Below are 21,921 nucleotides of genomic sequence, written 5' to 3'. Positions count from 1 at the left end.
TCGAGAAGCGACGCAACTCCCACCTAGGAGCCCCGATAATCGGGAAGGTCGGCGTTCGTCCGCCCCGGCATTGGCCGCTGGGACTGTACCGGGTGCCTCGTTCTCAGGGAGAAGTCGTCATGACCACGATTGGAAAGCCCGGTTCGCGCCCCACCACGTACGTCAAGCCCGAGCCGAAGCCGGAGCCGGTGAAGCAGCCCGCCCAGGCCCAGCGTCCCGACGCGGTGAAGACGGCCGTCGCGCAGCGGATGCAGGACGGCTTCGACGCGGCCCCGCGCACGGCGTCCCGCCCGGCGGCGTCCGCGCAGGGCAGCGACTTCGAAGGCGCCCCCCCGAGCACCCCCGGCTCCGCGGTCGGCAAGGCCGTGGCCAACGTCGCCAACAAGATCAAGGACGCGGCGGCGGCCTCCGGTCCCCAGGTGAGCACCAACGCCAGTGGCCAGACGGTGGTGGACCTGGGAACGGGGAACAACACCGCGACGGTGTCGCAGGGCACGGATGGTTCGCTGACCGTCACGTCGGGCAAGGACTCGGTGACGCTGACGGCGGAGCAGGCCAAGGGCGCCATCATCCAGGGCGGCGATGGAAACGACAGCATCACGCTGGATGCGAGCGTCACGCAGGACCTCACCGTGGACGGCGGCGCGGGCAACGACAAGCTGACGGGCGGCAAGGGCAACGACACGCTCATCGGCGGCGCGGGCAACGACTCCCTCATCGCGGGCGAGGGCAACGACTCCGTCTCCGGTGACGACGGCGACGACTACATCGAGGCCGGCGCGGGCGACGACCTGGTGAACGGTGGCGCGGGTCGCGACGTGCTCTACGGCCTGGACGGCAATGACCTGCTGAACGGCGGCGAGGGCCGCGACTACATCGACGCTGGCGCGGGGAATGACACCGCGACGGGCGGCGCGGGCGACGACCAGGTCATCGGTGGCCGGGGCGATGACTCGCTGACGGGTGGCGAGGGCAACGACGCGGTGGCGGGTGGCGCGGGCAAGGACACCGTCAATGGCAACGGAGGGACGGACAAGCTCTACGTCGAGGAGGGCGAAGAGACCGCTGACGCGGCCGAGGGCGAGCGGACCATCGTCGACATGACGGACGCGGAGAAGCGCGGCCGCTCGGTGACGGTGGAAGGCAGCCCGGAGTTCCAGGCGCGCGTGCAGTCGGACCTGGACGCGATGCGCTCGCTGCCGTCGGGTCAGGACCTGCTGCGCACGCTGGACGACAGCGGCCACTCGACGACCATCAAGGAGACGACGGGTGGCAACTCGGCGTCCGCCAAGAACAAGGATGACGCCTGGTTCAACGCGGACGGCACGCCGGGCAAGGGCACCGACGGCACGGTGAACTACAACACCTCGCGCATCTCCCTGGGGAGCGAGGAGTGGATGAACCGCCCGCCGGTGGTGGCGCTGTTCCACGAGCTGGTGCACGCGTCCGACTACGCCAACGGCACGCTGGCGGTCGGCGAGAAGAACGGCACCAACAACCGCGAGACGTCCGCGGTGGGCCTGCCCATCGACCTGGACCAGAACCCGGCCACGCCGGACGTGGTGCAGGGCGGACGCCCCGGCGAGAATGTTCTCCGCGACGACCTGAACCTGCCGACCCGGCCGCGCTACTAACAGCCCTCTCTCATGAGAGCCCTGCTCCAAGCTGGCGCCTGCTGCATGGCGCTGGCGATAATCGTGGGCTGCACGCGGGCTTCGAATCAGCCCGCGCATCCGGGAGGACGCGTGGCCCAGGCGGAAGTGGAGCTGAAGGTGGAGTCGGTGACGAGCGGGCCCGAGGGGCTCGCCGTCGCGTACGCGGTGCGCAACGCCTCTTCCCACGCGGTGCTGCTGGTGGACGGGCTGCCGGAGTGGGGCCCCACGGGCTACGTGGGCCTCGCGCCCGAGCGCGCCTATGTGGACCTCTCCGGTGACGGCGCGGTGCTGCTGCGTCAGCTCGTGCCCGTGCCGGAGAACCTGGACGTGGAGGCCCCCGAGGTCCCCGCCCTGAGCCGCGTGGAGCCCGGAGCCACCGCGTCCCGCCGCCTGCTCGTGCCCCTGCCGCTGCGCACGTCGATGCCCTATGCCACGGGCCCCGAGGTGACGCGCGAGCTGTCCGCCGTGCGCGAGCTGCGTCTGCGCGTGGGCTACCTGCCCGCCGCGGACGACGTGCGCCTGCACGGGACGACGGAGTCCGGAGGCACCGCGTACAGGACGGCCGAGTACGGCCAGGTGGTGACCCGCCAGCAAGTCCTGGACAGCGGGCCGCTGCCGCTGGACGGCGTGAAGTAGGACGCGCTCAGGGCTCGTGGGGCAGCACGAAGGACGGCTCGTCGTGTCCTGGCGTGGCGAAGAATCGGAACGACTCCTCGTGAGGCAGCTCGCGGAAGGCCTCTGACTTCACGGCCTTGCGCACGGCCGCGTGTGCGCACTGGAGCGTGCGCACCAGCAGCAGTTTCTTGAGCGGGACGAACACCTCCAGCTCGTTCAGCGCTTCGTCCTCGGCCAGCTCCACCAGCGTCGCTCCGGGCGCGCCCAGGTCGAAGCCGCCAGAGGAGTCGAAGTTCGTCGCGCCGAACTCCAGCACGTTCTCCGACGCCGTCTCCTCGTAGTGGTGGCCGACGAGTCCCGTGCCCCACACCACCTGCGGCACGTAGGGGCTCACGTCCCCGCCCGCCCAGTAGAGGAGCAGGGCGGACAGCGGCCGGATGCGCGCCGTGCGCACGCCGTCCCGCTCCTCCCAGGCATATGCCTCCGGACGCAGGTAGCGAGGCTGGCGGTACATCCCGAAGCTCTTCACCAGGCCCGCCGTCATCTCGGTGACGAGCCCTTCGTCCACGGCCTCGGCTTCGGCCGCCTGTTCGCGAACGAAGGCGAACCCGTCCGCCCGGCGCACCTCGTCCAGCAGCCGCGCCGCGCACGCCGGAAGGTCTCTCAGCTCCACGTCATTCCACATGGGTTCTCACGCCTCCGCGGTGGGACGTCGCAGCCGGACCAGGTCTTCCACCACGCGCCGCACGCGGCCCTCGTCGAAGGGCTTCTCCAGCAGGAGGTTCGGGATGCTGGCGAGGAACTCCCGGGCGCCGGTGGTGAAGGCCCCGCCCGACACGAAGACGAAGCGTCCCTCCAGGCCCGCGTGCTCGCGCCGCACGGACTCGTAGACGTCGCGGCCGGTCAGGTCCGGCATCATCACGTCACACAGCACCGCGTCCGGCTCCATGCCCTGCTCCAGCAGCTCCAGCGCCTGGCGTCCGCTGCAGGCGACCTCCACCTCGTGGCCCCGGAGGATGCGCTGCAACACGCGTCCCACCGCGGGCTCGTCGTCCACCACGAGCACACGTCCACGGGGCTGGACCAGGGGCCGGGGCGTCACGTCGAGCGCCGCCGCCACCGCGCGCGTGTCCTGCTCCATGGTGGGCAGGCTGACGCGGAAGATGGTGCCCTTGCCCGGCTCGCTCTCCACGGTGATGTCACCGCCCAGCCCGTGGATGATGCTGTGACAGATGGACAGGCCCAGGCCCGTGCCCACGCCCACCGGCTTCGTGGTGAAGAACGGGTCGAAGATGCGGTCGATGACCTCGCGCGGAATCCCCACGCCCGTGTCCTGCACCTCCACCACCACCCGCGAGCGTCCGTCACGCCGCGTCGCCAGCCGGATTTCATGCCGGTGCGCGGAGCCCTCCGGAATCGCCTGCGCCGCGTTCACCACGAGGTTCAGGAACACCTGACTCAGCTTCCCCTCGTTGGCCATCACCGAGGGAATGTCGCCGTACTCGCGCCGCAGCTGCGCGCGGTGGCGAATCTCGTTCGCCGCCATCATCGCCACCGACTCCAGCACCCCGTGCACGTCCAGCGGCGACACATTCTCCTCGTCGGGTCGGGAGAATGTCTTGAGCTGACGGACAATCTGCCGCACCCGCTCCGCGCCCTCGCAGGCCTCGTGCAGCACCTCCACCCATTCGCCCAAATCAGGCTCGCCCCGCAGCCGGGCCTGGAGCGCCGTCGCGCCGTCGCCCGGAGGCAGGTTGCGGCGGAACTCGTCCGACATGAAGCTCAGGTTGGACAGCACGAAGGCCAGCGGGTTGTTGATTTCGTGCGCGATGCCCGCGGCCAGCGTACCCACCGACGCCAGCCGGTCCGCCAGCGTCAGCCTCGCCTGGAGCTGCCGCTGCTCCGTCACGTCGCGCGCGATGGACACCACCGCGGGCTGGCCGTCGAAGCGCAGGGGCAGGGACACGACCTCCGCCACACGCGTGCGTCCGTCGCGCCGCACCAGCCGCCGCTCACCGGTGAGCGCGCCCGCCCTCACCGCCTCCGTGCCGCGCATGTCCTTCACGAACTCAGACAACTGGCGGCCCACCAGTTGCTCCGCGCGCTCGAAGCCCAGTGTGCCCACCAGCGCCGCGTTCGCGTAGACGATGTGCCCGTCCCGCTCAATCGCCGCCGCGTCCGGCACGCCCTCCAGCAGCGCGCGGAAGCTGGCCTCGGACAGGCGCAGCGCTTCCTCGGCCTGACGTCGCTCGGTGATGTCGCGCGCCAGACCCTCCACCGCCACCATGCGCCCCATCGGGTCCGTCACCGGGACGACGACGTGCTCCAGCCACAGCGTGCGCCCATCCGGATGCAGGTAGCGCACCGTCACCGGCGCACCGGCCGAGGCGCGCGGGGCCTCCAGCAGTCGCTCCAGCGCGTCCCGGTCCTCTGGATGCACGCGCCGGTACCACAGGTCCGCGTCGCCGTAGTGCGCCACCGGCCCGTAGCCCAGCTTCGCGTGCGCCACGCGGCTGACGTAGACGAAGCCCCTGGGCGCCTCGCAGCGGTACAGGTACAGCACGTCCGACGCGTTCTCCGCCAGCTGCCGGAAGCGCCGCTCCCGCTCGCGCAGCGCGCGCTCGGATTCCTTACGCTCCAGCGCCACGGAGATGGCGCCCGCCGCCGCGGACAACAGGTCCACCTCCAGCCGGTCCCACCGCCGCGCCTCCGCGCAGTTGTCGAAGCCCACGAAGCCCGTCAGCACCCCCTGCACGCGCAGCGGCAGCACCAGGATGGAGAGGATGCCCTGCGGCTCCAGCAGCTCGCGCTCCACGGGGGGGAAGGTTTCGACCAGCCCTTCGATGACGTCCCCGCGCGACAGCGTCTTCGCCCACCGCTCCAGGTTCGGCTCCATCGGCAGGTTCTGGAGCTCCGGGTTGTCTATTTCCGCGCGCACTCCGGGCGCGCACCACTCCGCGCGTTGACTGCACCAGCGCTCTCCCGCGGGGCCTGGGTGCAGCTCGAAGACGTACACACGACTGGCGCCCGACGACTGGCCCAGGGGCTCCAGCACCGGCCCGTACAAATCTCCGCCGTCACGCACCGCCAGCAGCCGCTGCTGCATCTCCACCAGCGCCGTGAGGTAGCGCTCTCGCCGCGCCAGCGCGCCGTCGGAGGCCTTGCGCTCGGTGATGTCGTTGAGCGTCCCGGACGTGCCCAGCACCGCGCCGTCCTCGCCCACCATCAGTCGCCCGTAGACCTCCACCCACCGGAAGCCGCCGCCGCGATTCACGTAGCGCACCTCTGTGCGCACGTACTCCAGCTCCTTCGTCACCAGCCGCCGCAAGCCCTCCAGGCTGCGCCGCTGGTCCTCCTCGTAGACGAACTCCGAGAAGGGCTTGCCGAGCGAGTCCTCCACCGTGTGGCCCGTGATTTCCGTCCACGCCGGGTTGAGGAACGTCCACGCACCCTGCGCGTCCGTCTGGAAGACGACCTCCTTCAGGCTGTCGATGACGAGCCGGTACCGGCGCTCGTGGGGAGTCCAATCAGGCCTGGCGGGCGGCGTCTGCATGTTGAGGCTCGAGGAAGTGGACGCGTCGCACGAACGAGGAGTCCGGGCGATGTACAACTATCCAACGATTCAGGATTTCCTGCAGTACAGGCAAGGGGGCTGACCTGACCCCAGGAAGGTTGGGATTCAGACCGCGCCCTCTCAGGTGTTGAGCGAGGGCGGGGAGCTGTCTTCCTTCGGGCGGGTCGGGATGCCACCATGCCACGAGCAGAAATCCCCTGAACTCATGTCCTCTGGCCGCGCCCAGCTTTCGAAGATTCGTCAGGTGCTCGTGGAACGGGCGGAAGCCCGGCTGAGCGACGAGGCCCTTCGTCTGCTCGTCGAGCAGACGGGCGAAGCGCTCCTGCTGATGGATGCCGCGGGCCATGTCCTGGCCTTCAACGCCGAGGCGGCGCACCAGTTCCGCATCCCCGCCCCCGAGCGCCTGGAACAAGGCTGCCTGCCTGGGTGCGACTGGGTGCGCCCGGAGAACGCGTCCGTGCCACTGGAAGTTTCTCCGCTGACGCGTGCGCTCGCGGGAGAAGGGGTTCGCGAGGAGCGCTGGGGACTGCGCCGGCCGGATGGCACGGTGGTGGTGCTCCGAGGCAGCGTGTTCCCGATATCGCCCGCCGGGGGCACGGAGGAGGCTCCGTCGGGGGTCCTCCTGCGTGCGCGGGAGGAGCTGCTGCCCCGCCTGGACGCGACGCGGGCCGCGAGGCTTCTGGCCGAGGCGGGCGCGCTGCTGGGCGCCGAACTGGAGACCGAGGCGCAGATGGAGCCGCTGCTGCGGCTGCTGGTGCCCTCGCTGGCGGACGCGGGCATGCTCTTCCTGGGCTCGTCGGGCGAATCGGTGCGCGCCGTGGCCGCGGTGCACGCGGAGCCGGAGCGGCACGTGCTGCTCGTGGAGATGTTGTGCCGGTATCCGCCGGACACGCTGGACCCTCGGGGCCTGCCCTCCTTGTTCCTCACGGGCCGGACGGAGCGGACGGCGGAGCTGACAGAGGAGCATCAGGTGGCCCTCACGCGGGACATGGAGCACGCGCGGCTCCTGCTCTCGCTGGGGCTGAGCAGCTACCTGGGCGTGCCGCTGGTGGCGCGCGGGCGCATCATCGGCGCGCTGGCGCTGTTCCGCACGGACGGGGCGCCGGCCTTCGGCGACGAGGACGAGCGACTGGCGGAGGAACTCTCGCGGCGCACGGCGCTGTCGCTGGACAACGCGCGGCTCTTGCGTGAGGCGCGCGAGGCGGTGCGCCTGCGCGACGAGTTCCTGGGCATCGCGAGTCACGAGCTGAAGACGCCGCTGACGCCGCTGCACCTCAAGGTGCAACTGCTCCAGAAGCAGGTGGACCTGCTGGCGGCGAATGGCAAGCCCGTGTCCGCGGAGCGCGTCTCCGAGACGCTGGACGTGGTGCAGCGCCAGGTGCGCAAGCTGACGAGCCTGGTGGACAACCTGCTGGACGTGTCGCGCATCACCGCCGGCCGCTTGAAGCTGGAGCTGGAGGAGATGGACCTGGCGAGCGTGGCGGCGGAAATCCTCTACCGCTTCGCGCCCTCCGCGGCCCAACTGCACTGCTCGCTGGAGATGCACGCGCCGGTGCCGGTGCTGGGCCGGTGGGACCGGCTGCGGCTGGAGCAGGTGGTGACCAACCTGCTCTCCAACGCGCTGAAGTACGGCGCGGGCCAGCCCGTGCTCCTGCGCGTGGAGGCGGACGGGCGCACCGCGCGCCTCATCGTGGAGGACGGGGGCATCGGCATCTCCGCGCGAGACCTGCCGCGCATCTTCGAGCGTTTCGAGCGCGCGGTGAGCGACAGGCACTACGGCGGCCTGGGCCTGGGGCTCTACATCACCCGGCAGATTGTCGAGGCCTTCGGCGGCACGGTGAAGGCCACCAGCGAGCTGGGGCGCGGCTCCACCTTCGTGCTGGAGCTGCCGCGCGGTGACATCCCGGAGGAGTGGCTGTCGGTGCCGGGCGCGCCCGAACCCAAGCCTTGAGGCGAGGGCCGTGGATGCTCAGGCCGCCACGTCGGTGACCTGGGGCTCGACGAGGCGAGGCAGGCGCACGTGGAAGGCGCTGCCCTGCTGTGGCCCCGGGCTCTCCGCCCAGATGGTGCCGCCGTGGCGGTCCACGATTTCGCGGCAGATGAAGAGGCCCAGGCCCAGGCCGCCGTAGTGCCGCGCGGTGGCGTTGGACGCGCGAGCGAATGGGCGGAACAGGCCCGCCAGGCTCTCCGGGGGAATGCCGATGCCCTGGTCCTTCACGTGGATGAGGACGTGGTCCGCCGCCTCCTCCAGCGTCACGCACACCGCGCCGCCCTGGGGCGAGTAGCGCACGGCGTTGCTCACCAGGTTGGTGATGACCTGGTCCAGCCGGGGCGCGTCCCAGTCGCCCTCCACGGGATGTTCGGGCACGCGCAGCTCGAAGGTGATGCCGCCCTCGCCGCGCAGCTCGAAGCGCTCCATCACCTCGCGCAGCACCGGCGTCAGGTCCACGCGCTGGCGTTCCAGCTCGAAGCGTCCGCCCTGGATGCGCGCGGTGTCGAGCAGGTCATCCACCAGTCGCGCCAGCCGCTCCGTCTGCCGGGCCATGGAGCGCAGCGCCTTGAGCAGCCGCTCGCGCTCCGGGAAGTCGCCGCTCTTCTCCAGGCGCTGGAGCGTGAGCGCGGCGAAGCCCTTGAGTGGCGTCAGCGGCGTGCGCAGCTCGTGGCTGGCCACGCTGAGGAACTCCTCGCGCGTGCGCACCGCTTCCTTCAGCTCCTGCTGCGCCGCGCCCGTGCGGTCCGCCATCTCGTTGAAGCCGCGCGCCAGCTCCCCCAGCTCGTCGTCCTCCTCCACCTCCACGCGTCGGGCCAGGTCACCCGCGGCCAGGGCGGCGGTGGCCTCGCGCAGCGTGTCGAGTCGGCGGATGACGTCGCGCGCGACCAGCTGGGAGAGGCCCAGGGCCATCAGCACGCCCATCAGCACCAGGCCCACCACCGCCGCGCTCATGCGCGTAATCGCCGCGTACGCGACGCCCAGCTCCTGCGTCACGACGACGCTCCACGGCGAGCCCTCCACCGGGGCTTCGGCCGCGAGCACGCGCCGGTCCGCCGCGTCGAAGGCCTCCAGCACGCCCCCGCCTGGACGCTCCAGTTCCTCGCGCAGCGCCTCCGGCAGGTGGGCTTCGCCCAACAACTGCGCGCCCTCCGCGGTGTCTCGAAGCACCTTCTGGCCGCGCCTATCCAACACCTGCACGCGGAAGCGCTGGGACGCGGGCGTGGCGGCCTCGCTCAGTCGCTCCAGGGACAAGAGGCCCACCAGCACTCCGCGCCGGGAGCCCTCCAGCTCGAACGGCAGGGCCACCGCCACCAGCGGATGGTTGTGCGGACGGATGAAGGGCAGCGACAGGGGCAGCTCGCCGGGCGCGGGGGGCTCGGGGAAGTACCCCTGGATGTTGAAGCCCCAGCCCTCCGGCCCCTCGGACGTGGCCAGCACCTGGGCGTTCTCGTCCATGGTCAACGCGGCGTGGAAGGTGCGCTCGCGCGCGGCGAGGTTCGCCAGGTACGGCTCCAACCGCTCCCGCTCTCCGCTGGCGAGCGCCGCGCGGAAGCCCGGGGACTCCAGCAGCAGGTGCAGCGACTCGCGCGAGTCGTCCAGGTAGCGCCGCAGGAAGTCCGCCTCGCCCGCGGCGGCGTAGCGCGTGTCGTCGCGCACCTGCTTCTCGATGGCCCGCTGTGCCATGTACGCGGCGAGCCCGCCCAGCGCGAGCAGCGGCACCAGTCCGGCGAAGGCCAGCCCTCGCAGGAGCTTCCAGCCCACGGTGCGCGGCGCGCGCGGTCGCCAGTTCATCGCCTGGGCCACGCACGCGAGGGCCAGCACGGTGTACACGCTCGCGCCCAGCCACGCGGAGCCCCGGGCCAGCGCATAGGCCAACAGCCCGTAGGGCACCGCCAGCGCGCCCATCAGCAGCGAGGGCATGCGCGGGTGCAGCCAGCGCGCGGGCAAGAGCAGCCCCACGCCACCCACGGTGAACAGCAGCCCCACCACCGGGCGCAACGGGGACAGGTGCGCGTAGACGGACAAGGGGAAGCGCTCGGGCGCGGTGAGCAGCGCCACGCCGAAGGCGGTACCGGTGAGGGCCGCCAGCATGCGCAGGGTGGGCCGCTGACGCATGGACGGCCATGCCTCCAGCAGCAGCCCGATGAAGAACAGCGGATACAGCACGATGCCCGTGAGGCTGCCGGGCATGACATTCAGCACCCACCAGTACAGGCCGATGGCCGCGCCGAGCAGCACGCGTCCGCCCACGTCCAGCCAGCGCGGGGCGCGCGGATACAGGAGCGCGCCCATCAAGCAGATGCTGCCGGTGAGGTAGGTGAGTCCCAGCAGGCGAACGTATGGGTAGAGCGGCCGGAACGCGGCCACGCGGAACTCGTACGGCACATACGTCATCAGCACGCCGAACAGCAGGCCGATGAGGGCGGCGGGCCACGTGAGTGGCAGCAGCGTCGAGTTGGAGGGCGCCTGGAGTGAACGCGGTGCGGGAAGTGGGAACATCTTCCTGGATTCACGCGTGTCAGGGCCCATGGGTTCTAGTGCTCGCTGACGTTTCGTCGGGGGCAGGACACCCCGGACGACAGGGGTGGGACACCCGGGCTCAGGCGACCTCGAGCACCGTCCACTCGCGCACCTCGCCCGCCAGGGTGACTTCGATGGTGTCGCCCGCCTTGCGGCCCATGAGCGCGCGGCCCACGGGGGAGGCGGGGGTGATGACGGACAGGAAGCCGTCGCCGCCGGGGCCGGTGAGCTCCGTGCCCGCGCCCACGGGCAGCACGAAGAAGGTGCGCTCGGCGAAGCCCTCTTCGTCCTCGGTGCTCACATCCACCAGCGCGCCCAGGCCCACGGGCCCCTGACGCGGGAAGCGCGGCACCGGCCCCTGGCCGAAGTTGGAGAGCGCCTTGAGCTCCTCCTGCACGCGACGGGCGCGATTCGCCTGTCCCGTGGCCAGGCTGCCGAACTCCAGCGCGGCGCGGCCGTCCTCTCGCTTCTCCGACTCGGTGGCCAGACTGCGGGCCGCCTCGCGGGCCTCGGCCTCGGCCCGGTGGGCCAGCCTGTCGCTCTGCTGGAGGCGCTCGGCGAGCTGGAGCATCAATGCCTGCTTGTCGAGTGACATGATGGCACAGAACTGTAGCGCCCCTCCGTGACACCTCCAGTTTTTGGCCTCTCGCCTGCGATGGAGTGCGGGCCGTGGATGCGGGCATGTGCGTGAAGGCCGGCGCGATGCGACATCCCCTGGGGCCTCCCGTTCTCCTGCCGGTACGTGGCCCGCGTCTTCGCGATGCTCTCAACAAGTAGGAGCCCGGTGTGAACGAGGAAGAACTGAGGGCGCGGGTGCGCGCCATCTCCGACGAGGTGATGGCCGGTGTGGCGAATGTGAATGTCGCGACGTATCCGACCTCCCGCACCGCGTTCGTGGGCATCGACTTGATTGATGAGAGAGTGGGACTCGTCATCACGCGTTTCCTCGCGTCGACGCGGGGCGAGGTGAGGTTTCCGCTGTGGGCCCGGCAGCGCGGGCTGTTCGAGCGGGCGACCGAGCTGGCGCGGCGGCTGGGGGCCCTGGACACCGGGCCGAACCCGGCCGACGACGTGCTGGAGCTGGAGGCGCTCGCGCTCGGCCAGGAGCTGCTCGAGCCCGCGGGGCAGGACGCGGCGACGGAGTGGCTCGATGACGGGCACCTCGCGGTGGGAATCGAGACGTTCGACGAGGAGGACTGGAGCTTCCGCTTCGAGGTGCTCGCCACGACACGCGGTGACGTGCCGATGCCAGGGCGGGCGCGGCGCTTGGGGTTGGAGTCGCAGGCGGAGGCGCTGGCGAAGCGACTGGGGGCTCTGGGCTTCGTGCCCGAGGTGGTGCTGCCCGAGGATGAGGTGGCGCTGGTGCCCGGCGTGGTGGAAGGCGTGATTCGGGTCTTCGAATACGGCCATCACCCGCTGGACAGGGTCTTCGACTACACGGGCAGCTCTGACTGGGACGACGTGGTGGATGTCCGGGTCCAGCGGAGGGTGATGGAGCAATTCCTCGCGTTCATCCGGGCTCGGGCGGAGGAGGAGAAGACGTGGCCGGAGGTCATTGACTCCGACCGGTTGGAGGCGGCCTTCCAGGAGCTGCGGCGCGAGGGCTTCGTCGCGGAGATGTCGGCCTCCACCACGATGAGCGGCGGGTGGGAGGTGTCCCGGGGCGTGGCGGATGAGCGCCGGGCGAAGGGGGAGAAGATTCGGGGCACGGTGTTCTTCCACGAGCAGGACACGGACTCCGCGCTGGAGGGGCATCCGCTGCACCTGGCCTACGGCCTGGTGAACGACGTGGAGGACGACGACAGGGAAGGCGAGCTGTCGGAGGAAGAGGACGCGAAGGTGTCCGCGCAGGCGGAGGAGGTGGGCCGCGTCATCGTGGAGACCCTGCGCAAGCATGGCTTCGAGCCGGAGTGGAGTGGCCACGCGCACTCACGCATCGTCCTCATGCCCGCCCTCACCTGGCGGCGCAGGCGTGTGCATGTCGACACCACGGAGACGCTGAGGCTCGGCGCCCGGCAGTTCGCCATGAGCCTGCTGGTGGAGTTCCTTCCCCGGTTGCGCAGCCTCACGTTGGAGATGGACGGAGGGATGAAGCTGGAGGACGTGCGCTCGGACAGCGTGACGGAGCTCACCCTCGAGTACACGCGGGAGGATGACGCCCGCGACAGGCTGGACGGGCTCGTCGCCCTGGTGAAGCCGCGCTTCCCCAGTCTTCAGATGCTCATCGTCCGGTCGGAGGAGGACTTCTCGGAGACGGTGGACCTCCACGCGGGAGGGGCGGAGGAGTGAGTGGCGCGTTTCGCCGTGAAGGCAACACGGGCTCGTGTGAAGCGCGAGCCACTGCTGCCTGAATCAGGCATGCTGCCGCGCATGACGCCCCAGGAACTGTCCCAGAAGGCCCGGCAGCTCGTCGCGGATGGCGCGGTGCTGCTGGACGTGCGCACCCCCCAGGAGTTTCAGCAAGGCCACCCCGACGCCGCGCGCAACATCCCCGTGCAGGAACTCGCCCAGCGTGTCGCCGAGGTGGGCCCGCCCGGTACCCCCGTGGTGGTGTATTGCGCCGCCGGTGGTCGCAGCGCGGTGGCCTCACAAATTTTGCGCGCCAATGGTTTCCCGGACGTGTTCGACCTGCGGTCCGTGAACAACTGGTAACCCCCTGTCCGGGCTGGAGGGGCCGGACGCGTGGCGCGTGACATGGGGCGCGGCTTGGAGCAGCGTGCCGCCGCTCCCGTCATGAATCGCACCGCTGGCTTCCTCATCGTGGCCCTGTCCGGAGCGTGCTTCGGCGCGCTCGGACTCTTCGGCCGCCTCGCCTATGCGGCGGGCGCGGACGTCTTCACGCTGCTCTTCCTGCGCTTCACGTTCGCCGGAGCGGTGCTGGCCGCCTTCATGGTGGCCATGCGCCAGCCGTTGCCGAAGGGCCGCCTGCTGGTGGGGCTCATCCTGCTGGGCGCGGTGGGCTATGTGAGCGAGGCGGGCGTGTACTTCGCCGCGCTCCAGTTTGCTCCCGCGGGGCTGGTGGCCCTGCTGCTGTATTCGTTCCCCGCGCTGGTGGCGCTTCTTCAAGTCCTGGTGTTCCGCGAGCGCCTGGGCCGGCTCAAGTGGGTGGCGGTGGTGCTGGCCCTGTGTGGCACGGGGCTGACGGCGGACCTGCGGCAGGGCGCGGTGACGCCGACGGGCGTCTTCCTGGGCCTGCTGTCCGCGCTGCTCTACGCGGTGTACGTCGTCACCAGCGCGAGGGTGGCGGGCAAGGCGGGGCCGCTGGTCTCCAGCACCGTCATCCTCTCGTCCGCGGGCCTCGTCTTCGGCCTGGCCATGCTGGTGAAGGGGCCGTCCTTTCCCACCACGGGCCTGGGCTGGGGCGCGGTGGTGGGGCTGTCGCTCATCTCCACCGTGGCCGCTGTCTTCCTCTTCTTCCTCGGCATGGCGCGCATCGGCCCGGTGAACACCTCGCTGGTGTCCAACATGGAGCCGCTGACGGCGGTGGTGCTGAGCGCGCTCTTCCTCGACGAGCGGCTCAGCCTGCGTCAGGTGTTTGGCGGCGCGCTCATCCTCACCGCCGCCGTGCTGCTGGCCCGCTCGGACACGCCGGGGGCGAACCTGAAGCCCCCCGAGGAAGCGACGGCCGAGGGGTCCGCGTAGCCCGCGCCGAGCGTTACCGGGACACGCGCCGCAGGAACTGGCTCACGTCGCGCACGAACGTCTGGGGAAGCTCCGCGTGGGGCGCGTGGCCGGTGTTCGGGTAGAGGATGAAGCGCGCATCGGGCAGCGCGTTGACGAGCGCCTGCTGCTGCGCGACGGGGAAGAAGCCGTCCTGGTCGCCGCCCACCACGAGCACGGGCACGCGGATGGAGCGCAGGCGCGAGGAGTGGTCCTCCGCGAGCATCCCGTCGAGCGTGTCCTGCCACACGCGCGCGGGGACCTTCAGGCTCTCCGAGATGAGCGTGTCCAGGTACGAGGCGGGGACGGGGCGTACGAAGGTGCTCGACTGGAACTCGCGGACGAAGTCCGGGTCCACGGTGCCCACCTGCTCGTCGACGACGGACTTGAGGAACAGCGCCACCTCGTTGCCGGCGACGGTGGGCGCCGAGCCGACCAGCACCAGGGCCTCCACGCGGCGCGGGAAGTCGAGCGCCACCTGCTGCGCGATGAAGCTGCCCATGGAGTGGCCGACGATGATGGCGCGCCGCTCGCCGACGGCGTCGAGGAAGGCGGCCACGTCCGCGGCGAAGAACTGCTGCGTGTAGCAACACACCGGGCGCGAGGAGTCCCCGTGTCCGCGCTGGTCCAGCGCGTAGATGTGGAAGTCACGGGAGAAGAGGGACAGGTTCAAGTCCCAGGTGTGGTGCGAGTCCGTGTAGCCATGAAGGAAGACCACGGCGGGGCCGTGGCGCGAGCCCTGCTCCACGTAGCGCAGCGTGACGCCGGTGCGCAGGCGGATGGAGCGCTCGCGGGGCGCGGAGGAGGACAGCTCGCTGGACTGCTCGGACAGTGCCTCGGATTGCGAAGGCGTCTCGGAAGGCGCGGGCTCGGAGGCGGGGCCACAGGCGAGAAGGGGCAGCGTGAGCAGGGCGGCGAGGAGCATCTTCATGGGTGCGTGCCTTGTTCAGAGCCGGCGGGAAATCCGCCGTGACGTCCATCATTCTACGACTACCTCTGACATTGCCTCCTCTGGCATGACGTCTGGGGTCGTATCCACTCAGGGACGAGGTGAACCAGACCCGGAAGCTGTGTTTGTCATCAGCCAGGGCGGAAGGTTTCCGTCCGAGCGAAATCAAGTATCAGACATGTCTCAGCGCAGGAGTTGGAGGGCGTCGAGGAGGCTCGCGTCGGCGGGGCGGTCCGCGCGGTCGTCGCCGAGGTAGCGCCAGACGATGTGGCCCTGGGCATCGACGAGGAAGGTGGCGGGCCGGGCGATGTGGATGCCGTCGAGGCCGAGCGCCTTGTAGACGTCATAGGCCTTGGCGACGGTGCGTTGTTCGTCGACGAGGAGGGGGAAGGGGAGGGCGTTGAGGGTGAGCCAGCTCTTCACCCAGTGGCGGCCCTGGCAGACGACGCCGACGAGGTCCACGCCGCGCGACTGCAGGGTGGTGTGCAGTGGGGAGAGGCGCTCCAGGAAGGCCTGGCAGGACGAGCACCAGGTGCCGCGCAGGAAGGTGATGAGGGTGGGGCGGCCGTGACGGAGCAGGGGGCGCTCGACGTCGTGGGCGGGGTCCAGCAGGAAGAATGACGGAGCGCGGAGCGGCTGAGTCGGGGCGGCGAGCTGCGGCATGGGGGCACGTCCTGGGGTGGCGCGAGCGTGCGCGCCATGTGACGAACCCTGGTACGTGCGACCCTTCCGGGAGGTTTCAGGAGGCTTCGTCGGCGTCCTTGGACTCTTCTTTTTCAGCGTCCGGTGCATCCGAGGAAGGGGCAGGTCCGTACACGGGCTCGCTGGAGGGGGCGGGGGGCGGCTCCCTGTAGACGGGCTGGGTGTTGGACCGGGTGCTCGGGTGGTCGAAGCGGTCGATGGGGAGCAGTGGGGCAACCCACCAATAGTTGCTGCAGCCCGTGAGAAGCAGACTCGCGACGACGGCGATGGTGACGTGGCGCATGCGTGACTCCAACCGGCCCTGAGTGCCCGCACCATAACCGGGATTTCCGTGCAGGCGACTCGCGATGAATTCGCGGGGAAAAAGGGCTCGCGAGGGGATGACACCTGGCTCGCGGAATTTGCGCATCCAGGCTGCCCGTACGGTGCGTTGCCCGGCACGACGCGCCGCGTCCTGGTGGTGAGCCTCCTGTAACCTTTCGCCCCCCATTTTCGTGGAGTCGTCGAGTGCTCGGGATTTTCCCGGGCATGACTCGACGGAGGGCGGACATGGAAGCGAAGAAGGTGGCGGTGGTGGGCGGCGGGCTGGGTGGGCTGGCGGCGGCGGCCCTGCTGGCGCGCGGCGGCTGCGCGGTGACGCTGTACGAACGCTCCAAGCACCTGGGAGGACGCGCGCAGACGTCGGACGTGGAGGGCTTCCGCTTCAACCTGGGGCCGCACGCCCTCTACCGCGCGGGAGCCGCCATGCGGGTGCTCGGCCGCCTCGGGGTGAAGCCCCAGGGCGGAATCCCAGGCCAATCGGGCGCGGCCTACGCCCTGCGCGCGGGCCGGCTGCACACCCTGCCGCGTGGCCCCGTGTCGCTGATGACCACGGACGTGCTGAGCCTGCCCGGCAAGCTGGAGATGGCCCGGCTCCTCGCGAGCCTCCCCCGAATCGACCCGGACACCCTGGCGCACGTGTCCCTGCGCGAGTGGTTGAACACGCGCCTGTCTCGCGATGACGTGCGCGCCGTCATCGCCACGCTGGCTCGCGTGGCCACCTACTGCGGAGACCTGGACGCGATGAGCGCACAGGTCGCTGTGACGCAGCTCCAGCTCGCGCTCGAGGCGAACGTGCTCTACCTCGACGACGGCTGGGCCGCGCTCGTGTCGTCGGTGGAGGCCGTCGCCCGCGACGCCGGAGTCACGCTGGAACTCTCCGCGCGAGTCGACGGTGTCGTCCTCGAGTCGGGCCAGGTCCAGGGCCTGCGAATGGGCGACGGCACGGTGCGCGCCGCGGACGCGGTGGTGCTGGCCGGCAGCCCGGGTGACGTGTCCAACCTCTTGCCCGAAGACACCGTGCTCGCGCGAGAGGCCGCCGAGTCGACGCCGGTGAAGGCCGCCACGCTGGAGCTCGGCCTGTCGCGCCTGCCCAGGCCCGAGGCGCTGTTCGCGCTCGGCATCGATGGTCCGTGGTACGTCTCCGTGCACTCGGCCGTCGCGAAGCTGGGGCCGGAGGGAGGCGCCATGGTGCACGTCATGAAGTACCTCGCGACGCCCGACACCGAGGCGACCGAAGCCGAGCTGGAGGCGGTGATGGACGTGCTGCAACCCGGCTGGCGCGCGCACCTCGTCGCCCGGCGCTTCCGACCCTCGCTGGTGGTGAGCCACCGGATTCCCACGGCGAAGTCGGGAGGACTCGCGGGCCGCCCGCCGTCGGAGGTGCCTCACGTGCGCGGCCTCTACCGCGTGGGAGACTGGGTGGGCGACGAGGGCATGCTGGTGGACGCGTCCTTCGCCAGCGCGGAGTCGGTGGAGCGAGCCCTGCTGCGCCATCGCCACGAGGAGCCGCGCCTCGCGGTGGGAGCCTGAGACATGGCGGACCAGGAGCACGGCGCGTTGGCGCGGGCGGCACGGGAGCACGAGCGCTACCTCTGGGGGCTGTGCTACCGCATGACCGGCGTGGCCGCGGACGCGGACGAACTGGTGCAGGAGACCTTCGCCCGCGCGCTGACCTCCCCTCCGGAGCGTCACGAGGAGCTGCGCCCCTGGCTGACGCGCGTGGCGGTGAACCTCTCGCGAGACGCCCTGCGCCGCCGCCGACGCGAGGGCTACATCGGCCCCTGGCTGCCCTCGCCGCTGGAGACTGGTGACGAAGAGGTGCCGCCCGCGGTGGAGGCGCGGCTGCCGGGCGGCGGCTCGACGGAGGGCCGCTACGAACTGCTGGAGAGTGTCTCCTTCGCGTTCCTGCTGTCGCTGGAGGCCCTGACCCCCAAGCAGCGCGCCGTGCTGCTCCTGCGCGACGTGTTCGACTCCACCGTGCACGAGGTGGCCGAGGCGCTGGGCATGACCGAGTCCAACGTGAAGGTCGTGCATCACCGCGCCCGAGCGGCCATGGCGGCCTATGACGGCGCGCGCTGCCTGCCGACGAAGGACCTCCAACAACGCACCCGCGCGGCGCTCGAAGGCTTCCTCGGCGCGCTATTGGCCGGAGACGTGGCGGCGGCCGAGGCGCTGCTCGCCCACGACGTGCTGACCCTGACGGACGGGAGGGGCGAGGTGCGCGCGGCCCACGTGCCCCTGGTGGGCCCCAAGCGCGTGCTGACGTTCCTGACGCGGCTGATGGAGCAGCGCGGGACTCCCCTCGCGGTGGAACTCCAGTGGCTCAATGGCCTGCCCGCGCTGGTGCTGGTGTACCCGCCCGGAAAGGACCCGCTGCTCGCCACGCGCGCGGTGGTCCGCGTGGAGCTGGGAGCGGACGGCCGCATCGCGCACATCCACTCGGTGCTCACCCAGCGCAAGCTCTCCGCCGTGCGCATGCCCACGCCCGCGTGAGTCGAGCGGAGCACCCGGGCGCGGCGACGTCACCCGGCCCGGACAGCAGAAGGCCCTCGCGAACCACCGCGAGGGCCTCGGGGAACGACGTCCTGCCTACCGTGCCGCGCCCAGTGTGTTCCCGGGGGGCGCTGAAGGCGCGCGCGACTCGCGGCGGCGCAACAGCCCCCACACTCCATAGGCCACCAGCGCGAAGCAGCCATATTGCGCGGGCGTCAGGCCGAAGTAGCGCGCGTCCACGTAGTTCATGTCCGTGGCGCGCAGGAAGTCGAAGCTGAACCGGCACGCTGCGTACAGCAGCGAGAGCAGCGGCAGCAGCCGTCCCTTCATCTTCTCCACGTCGCGCAGCGCGTACAGCAGGCCGGAGATGAGGAAGAGGGCAATGGCGTCGTACATGCCCAGGTCGTGCCGGGCCCCGTTGGGGAACGCCACCGCGAGGAAGAAGTCGGTGCGCACGCCCGGATGGTCATGCACCGCGAAGCAGCCCAGCCGCGCCACCGCCCAGCCCGGCGCCACGCCCAGGGCGAACGCGTCCGCGTAGTCGTTGAAGCGCAGCTTCCGGTGCCGGAAGAAGAAGATGGCCGCGATGATGCCGCCCACCAGGCCGCCGAAGGACGACAGCCCGTCCCACACCTTCAGAATCTGGAGCGGCCCCTTGGCCAGCTCCTCCGGGTGGTAGAAGAACAGGTGCACCCAGTGGCCCACCAGCACGCCCACGCCCACGCCCCAGGGGGCGTAGTCGGCGAGCGGCGTCGGGTCCAACCCTTGGCGCTGCGCCTGGCGACCGAGCAACCGCGCGGCCAGCAGGATGCCCACGGCGACGAAGATGCCGAAGGGCTCGATGGTGAGGGGCCCCAGCTTCAGCGAAGGGGCATGCCAGTAGGGAATCACGTCGATGGCTCCAGGGGGCGTACCGTCCCACCCACTTAATCCGTCGTGGGGGACGTAGGCGAACAATTGTGGGGGCGCGAACTTCCCCCTCCCTCCCCGCCTCCTCCGACACCCCAGGTCGGCTGGCGGACACCGCTCGTGTGACGCTCCGAGCAGTCAGGGGGGCCTCCTTCATACTTCCCGACGCTCCGGAAAGTCCCGTTAGGACCGATTCAGGGGGGCTCGTGCGTCTACAGCATGGAATCCCTGGTTTAATTGTCAGGCCCGTCCTGTCCAATCTCACAATGGGTTCAGGGATTCCTGGAGGAGGGCGCGAAGCCATGGAAGGGCGAACCCCAGCCACCGCAGGTCGGGCGCCAGTGACGGCGACGGGCCGGGGTGTGCGCGGGCTCGCACGCGAGGGCGCGGTGGCGTCCTTGAAGTCCTGGGGAGTCGGGGGCCGGAGGGCTGCCCCACGCAGCGAGGAGGTCTCATGCGCCGGGGTGGAGGACCCGGCTGTTCGGCGCCGCTCAGCGCGCGCCATCCACATCCGCCGGGCTCGCGAGGCTCCGGGCGCGGCGGACGCAGCTTGGGTGCCGGTGGCCCTTGCCTCACGCCGCCAGCGTTGCACGGTCGTTCAAGGAGTAGACAACCCATGAAGTCCTACCTGTTGGTTCCCAAGGAGTCCATCGAAACGCAGGCCCGCGTCGGGCCTCGCGGTACGCAGCAAGGCGAGCGCGTGCTGCCGCGCACCACGGCACTTCGCTTCGCGGTCGCCAACCGCGCACCGGACACCCTGTCGTCGCTGGGCCTGCGCTCGGCCACGCTGCCCGGCCCGCGTCCGGCCGTCAGCGGCCAGGAAGAGCGCAAGCGCGTGGCGAAGGGGTCCAAAATCAAGCGCCCCACCACGCGCGGCGCCGACGCCTCGACGACGCCGCTGCCGGGCTCGCCCGTGACGGAGCAGACCGGCAGCGAGGCGGGCAGCTTCCGCTTCATGCCGCTCATCGGCGCCACCATGGCCCACTTCTACTCGGAGGCCACGGAGGCCGAAGCGCGCGGCGAGCTGTCCGCGGACTTCGAGTTCATCCCCGACGTCGTGCCCCTGTCCTTCCCCGGCCCCGTGTCGGCGGGACAGTCCGGTCCGCGCAACCGGGGCATGAGCTCGCTGGCCGAACGCGAGTGGCCCGAGGAGAGCGGTGTGCCCCTGGCCCACGCCCAGGGCATCCGCGGCGCCGGAGTGTTGCTCGGCGTGCTCGACACCGGCGTGGACGCCGACCACCCCGAGCACGCCGCCAAGGTCATCCAGTTCCGCTACGTGTCGCTGTTCCCCAACTCGCCGCACAATCCGGCACGCGACATCCGCGGCTTCGACCCGGATGGCCACGGCACCCACGTGTGCGGCATCGCCGCGGGCACGCACCACGGCGTCGCTCCGGAGGTCGACCTCTACGTCGCGTCCGTCATCGAATCGGAGACCATCCGCACCAGCCTGGGCCGCGTGGCCGCCGGCATGGAGTGGCTGCTGCACCAGTTCAGCAGTCCGCAGAACGTCACCCGTCCCGCCGTCGTCAATCTCTCGCTGGGCTTCCCGCTCAAGCCACCTCCGGGCATCTCCGAGGCGGACTACAAGCTCAACCAGCGCGCGCTCCAGACGATGATTCGTCGGCTGCTCGACAGCAACGTCCTGCCTGTTGTCGCGGCAGGCAACAGTGGACCCGACACGGTTGGTTATCCAGCCGCCTTTGACGAGTCCCTGGCCGTTGGTGCAGTCGACTTCGAGCGCAACGTGGCTCATTTCTCCGCCAGCGGTGTCGTGGAGCGCCGCGTCGTGCCCGACATCATGGGTTACGGAGTCAACGTGTATTCCAGCACTGAAAGGCGCTGCAACAATCAGGCGTTCTACGAGCGAATGAGTGGCACGAGCATGGCGGCGCCTTATGTAGCGGGTATCGCGGCGCTCTATCGGTGTCGTGCCCCTGACTTGACGGCGCTCGAGGTGCGGGATTTGATTTTGGCCAATGCGGTCAAACTTCCTCGCTCAAGCGGACACCGGACAGGCAAGGGCCTGGCTGTATTCAGGTGACGGCGGTGGGTTGAAGCCGGGGTCGGCGCCAGTGGAGCGCCGGGCCCGGGGGAGGATGAGGCCATGAGCAGAAAGATTGGCGAGCCGGGGGACGGCTTCGCTGCGGGCATGCCCCGCGTCTCCTCGGCGGTCCGTCCGCTGCCCGGTCTGGCCGGGGCGAGGACGCAGCCGGAGTGGATAGACATCACGGTGATGCCTCGCGAGGAGCCCAAGGCGCCTCGAGGGCACACCCCTGTCCGTCCTCCGCCCTTGTCACGGGCGGAGGTCCAACGGGCCGGGCTGGCGGAGAGCGCTCGCTTCCACGAGAGCTTCATGCGCTGGCTCGAGGCGCACCACCTCCTGGGCTCCGTGCGTTCGGTGAGCGAGCCGGGCTCGTTGCCCATGCTCCACCTGCGCTGCGCGCCGCGCGTGCTGGACCAGCTGCGGCGTGCTCCGGAGTTCGAGGCGGGCGCGATGATGCCCGTCGACCTCTACTAGCGGTGGGTG

General features: G+C 70.6%; 18 protein-coding genes. 10 read left to right on the top strand and 8 right to left on the bottom strand.

The window, feature by feature from the left end; genetic code table 11:
- Positions 1–119 precede the first annotated feature (119 nt).
- Positions 120–1,634, top strand: coding sequence for a M91 family zinc metallopeptidase (locus tag HUA76_RS05895; RefSeq protein ID WP_174460222.1), 1,515 nt, complete (start codon positions 120–122; stop codon positions 1,632–1,634).
- A gap of 12 nt (positions 1,635–1,646) precedes the next feature.
- Positions 1,647–2,291, top strand: a complete 645-nt coding sequence (locus tag HUA76_RS05890; protein WP_174460221.1) for a hypothetical protein — start codon at positions 1,647–1,649, stop codon at positions 2,289–2,291.
- A gap of 7 nt (positions 2,292–2,298) precedes the next feature.
- On the opposite strand, the gene HUA76_RS05885 is transcribed toward HUA76_RS05890, so the two are convergent.
- Together HUA76_RS05885 and HUA76_RS05880 are read right to left on the bottom strand one after the other, a co-directional pair.
- The gene (locus HUA76_RS05885; protein ID WP_174460220.1) at positions 2,299–2,955 is read right to left on the bottom strand and encodes a hypothetical protein; all 657 of its coding nucleotides are present in this window, start codon (positions 2,953–2,955) and stop codon (positions 2,299–2,301) included.
- Between the two features lie 6 nt (positions 2,956–2,961).
- Positions 2,962–5,823, bottom strand: a complete 2,862-nt coding sequence (locus HUA76_RS05880; protein ID WP_174455913.1) for a PAS domain S-box protein — start codon at positions 5,821–5,823, stop codon at positions 2,962–2,964.
- Positions 5,824–6,049: 226 nt separating this feature from the next.
- On the opposite strand from HUA76_RS05880, the gene HUA76_RS05875 reads away from it, so the two are divergent.
- Positions 6,050–7,795, top strand: a complete 1,746-nt coding sequence (locus tag HUA76_RS05875) for a HAMP domain-containing sensor histidine kinase (RefSeq protein ID WP_174460219.1) — start codon at positions 6,050–6,052, stop codon at positions 7,793–7,795.
- A gap of 18 nt (positions 7,796–7,813) precedes the next feature.
- Here the strand turns inward: HUA76_RS05875 and HUA76_RS05870 are convergent, their stop codons facing one another.
- A complete protein-coding gene (locus tag HUA76_RS05870; RefSeq protein ID WP_254613989.1) occupies positions 7,814–10,336 on the bottom strand; it encodes a sensor histidine kinase in 2,523 nt (840 codons plus the stop codon).
- 100 nt (positions 10,337–10,436) lie between these two features.
- Positions 10,437–10,952, bottom strand: a complete 516-nt coding sequence (locus HUA76_RS05865; RefSeq protein ID WP_141641679.1) for a GreA/GreB family elongation factor — start codon at positions 10,950–10,952, stop codon at positions 10,437–10,439.
- A 191-nt stretch (positions 10,953–11,143) separates the two neighbouring features.
- Here HUA76_RS05865 and HUA76_RS05860 point away from each other — a divergent pair, with 191 nt between their 5' ends.
- The 3 genes from HUA76_RS05860 to HUA76_RS05850 all read left to right on the top strand — a co-directional run bounded on the left by HUA76_RS05860 (position 11,144) and on the right by HUA76_RS05850 (position 13,999).
- Entirely contained in the window at positions 11,144–12,646 is a 1,503-nt protein-coding gene (locus tag HUA76_RS05860) for a hypothetical protein (RefSeq protein WP_174460218.1), read from the top strand.
- 81 nt (positions 12,647–12,727) lie between these two features.
- A complete protein-coding gene (locus HUA76_RS05855) occupies positions 12,728–13,009 on the top strand; it encodes a rhodanese-like domain-containing protein (protein WP_174456228.1) in 282 nt (93 codons plus the stop codon).
- A gap of 81 nt (positions 13,010–13,090) precedes the next feature.
- Positions 13,091–13,999, top strand: coding sequence for a DMT family transporter (locus HUA76_RS05850; RefSeq protein WP_174456227.1), 909 nt, complete (start codon positions 13,091–13,093; stop codon positions 13,997–13,999).
- 13 nt (positions 14,000–14,012) lie between these two features.
- Here the strand turns inward: HUA76_RS05850 and HUA76_RS05845 are convergent, their stop codons facing one another.
- From HUA76_RS05845 to HUA76_RS05835, 3 genes are all read right to left on the bottom strand, one after another.
- A complete protein-coding gene (locus HUA76_RS05845) occupies positions 14,013–14,948 on the bottom strand; it encodes an alpha/beta fold hydrolase (RefSeq protein ID WP_174455909.1) in 936 nt (311 codons plus the stop codon).
- A gap of 201 nt (positions 14,949–15,149) precedes the next feature.
- Complete coding sequence (locus tag HUA76_RS05840) at positions 15,150–15,629, bottom strand: peroxiredoxin (RefSeq protein WP_174460217.1); 480 nt, start codon at positions 15,627–15,629, stop codon at positions 15,150–15,152.
- Between the two features lie 76 nt (positions 15,630–15,705).
- Complete coding sequence (locus tag HUA76_RS05835) at positions 15,706–15,951, bottom strand: hypothetical protein (RefSeq protein WP_174460216.1); 246 nt, start codon at positions 15,949–15,951, stop codon at positions 15,706–15,708.
- A 266-nt stretch (positions 15,952–16,217) separates the two neighbouring features.
- Here HUA76_RS05835 and HUA76_RS05830 point away from each other — a divergent pair, with 266 nt between their 5' ends.
- Together HUA76_RS05830 and HUA76_RS05825 are read left to right on the top strand one after the other, a co-directional pair.
- Positions 16,218–17,519, top strand: coding sequence for an NAD(P)/FAD-dependent oxidoreductase (locus tag HUA76_RS05830; RefSeq protein WP_174460215.1), 1,302 nt, complete (start codon positions 16,218–16,220; stop codon positions 17,517–17,519).
- A gap of 3 nt (positions 17,520–17,522) precedes the next feature.
- Positions 17,523–18,482 carry a sigma-70 family RNA polymerase sigma factor gene (locus HUA76_RS05825; RefSeq protein ID WP_174455905.1) on the top strand — a complete coding sequence of 320 codons (960 nt, stop codon included), beginning with the start codon at positions 17,523–17,525 and terminating at the stop codon, positions 18,480–18,482.
- A 96-nt stretch (positions 18,483–18,578) separates the two neighbouring features.
- Here HUA76_RS05825 and HUA76_RS05820 read toward each other — a convergent pair whose 3' ends face one another.
- A complete protein-coding gene (locus HUA76_RS05820; RefSeq protein ID WP_174455904.1) occupies positions 18,579–19,373 on the bottom strand; it encodes a prolipoprotein diacylglyceryl transferase family protein in 795 nt (264 codons plus the stop codon).
- Positions 19,374–20,007: 634 nt separating this feature from the next.
- Here HUA76_RS05820 and HUA76_RS05815 point away from each other — a divergent pair.
- A complete protein-coding gene (locus HUA76_RS05815; protein ID WP_141646416.1) occupies positions 20,008–21,435 on the top strand; it encodes a S8 family serine peptidase in 1,428 nt (475 codons plus the stop codon).
- Positions 21,436–21,498: 63 nt separating this feature from the next.
- A complete protein-coding gene (locus tag HUA76_RS05810; RefSeq protein WP_174460214.1) occupies positions 21,499–21,912 on the top strand; it encodes a hypothetical protein in 414 nt (137 codons plus the stop codon).
- The last annotated feature ends 9 nt before the right edge of the window (positions 21,913–21,921 follow it).

Source organism: Myxococcus sp. CA056, from assembly GCF_013336715.1.
Classification (GTDB): domain Bacteria; phylum Myxococcota; class Myxococcia; order Myxococcales; family Myxococcaceae; genus Myxococcus; species Myxococcus llanfairpwllgwyngyllgogerychwyrndrobwllllantysiliogogogochensis.
The sequence above is the reverse complement of the archived record's forward strand: the minus strand, read 5'-3'. Positions and strand labels throughout refer to the sequence as shown.

Excerpts from the sequence above, each read along its gene's own strand:
- HUA76_RS05825 (WP_174455905.1), top strand. The coding sequence starts at position 17,523 with ATGGCGGACCAGGAGCACGGCGCGTTGGCGCGGGCGGCACGGGAGCAC.
- HUA76_RS05870 (WP_254613989.1), bottom strand. The coding sequence starts at position 10,336 with ATGTTCCCACTTCCCGCACCGCGTTCACTCCAGGCGCCCTCCAACTCG.
- HUA76_RS05840 (WP_174460217.1), bottom strand. The coding sequence starts at position 15,629 with ATGCCGCAGCTCGCCGCCCCGACTCAGCCGCTCCGCGCTCCGTCATTC.
- HUA76_RS05880 (WP_174455913.1), bottom strand. The coding sequence starts at position 5,823 with ATGCAGACGCCGCCCGCCAGGCCTGATTGGACTCCCCACGAGCGCCGG.
- HUA76_RS05845 (WP_174455909.1), bottom strand. The coding sequence starts at position 14,948 with ATGAAGATGCTCCTCGCCGCCCTGCTCACGCTGCCCCTTCTCGCCTGT.
- HUA76_RS05830 (WP_174460215.1), top strand. The coding sequence starts at position 16,218 with ATGGAAGCGAAGAAGGTGGCGGTGGTGGGCGGCGGGCTGGGTGGGCTG.
- HUA76_RS05835 (WP_174460216.1), bottom strand. The coding sequence starts at position 15,951 with ATGCGCCACGTCACCATCGCCGTCGTCGCGAGTCTGCTTCTCACGGGC.
- HUA76_RS05890 (WP_174460221.1), top strand. The coding sequence starts at position 1,647 with ATGAGAGCCCTGCTCCAAGCTGGCGCCTGCTGCATGGCGCTGGCGATA.
- HUA76_RS05895 (WP_174460222.1), top strand. The coding sequence starts at position 120 with ATGACCACGATTGGAAAGCCCGGTTCGCGCCCCACCACGTACGTCAAG.
- HUA76_RS05810 (WP_174460214.1), top strand. The coding sequence starts at position 21,499 with ATGAGCAGAAAGATTGGCGAGCCGGGGGACGGCTTCGCTGCGGGCATG.
- HUA76_RS05885 (WP_174460220.1), bottom strand. The coding sequence starts at position 2,955 with ATGTGGAATGACGTGGAGCTGAGAGACCTTCCGGCGTGCGCGGCGCGG.
- HUA76_RS05865 (WP_141641679.1), bottom strand. The coding sequence starts at position 10,952 with ATGTCACTCGACAAGCAGGCATTGATGCTCCAGCTCGCCGAGCGCCTC.
- HUA76_RS05855 (WP_174456228.1), top strand. The coding sequence starts at position 12,728 with ATGACGCCCCAGGAACTGTCCCAGAAGGCCCGGCAGCTCGTCGCGGAT.
- HUA76_RS05875 (WP_174460219.1), top strand. The coding sequence starts at position 6,050 with ATGTCCTCTGGCCGCGCCCAGCTTTCGAAGATTCGTCAGGTGCTCGTG.
- HUA76_RS05850 (WP_174456227.1), top strand. The coding sequence starts at position 13,091 with ATGAATCGCACCGCTGGCTTCCTCATCGTGGCCCTGTCCGGAGCGTGC.
- HUA76_RS05815 (WP_141646416.1), top strand. The coding sequence starts at position 20,008 with ATGAAGTCCTACCTGTTGGTTCCCAAGGAGTCCATCGAAACGCAGGCC.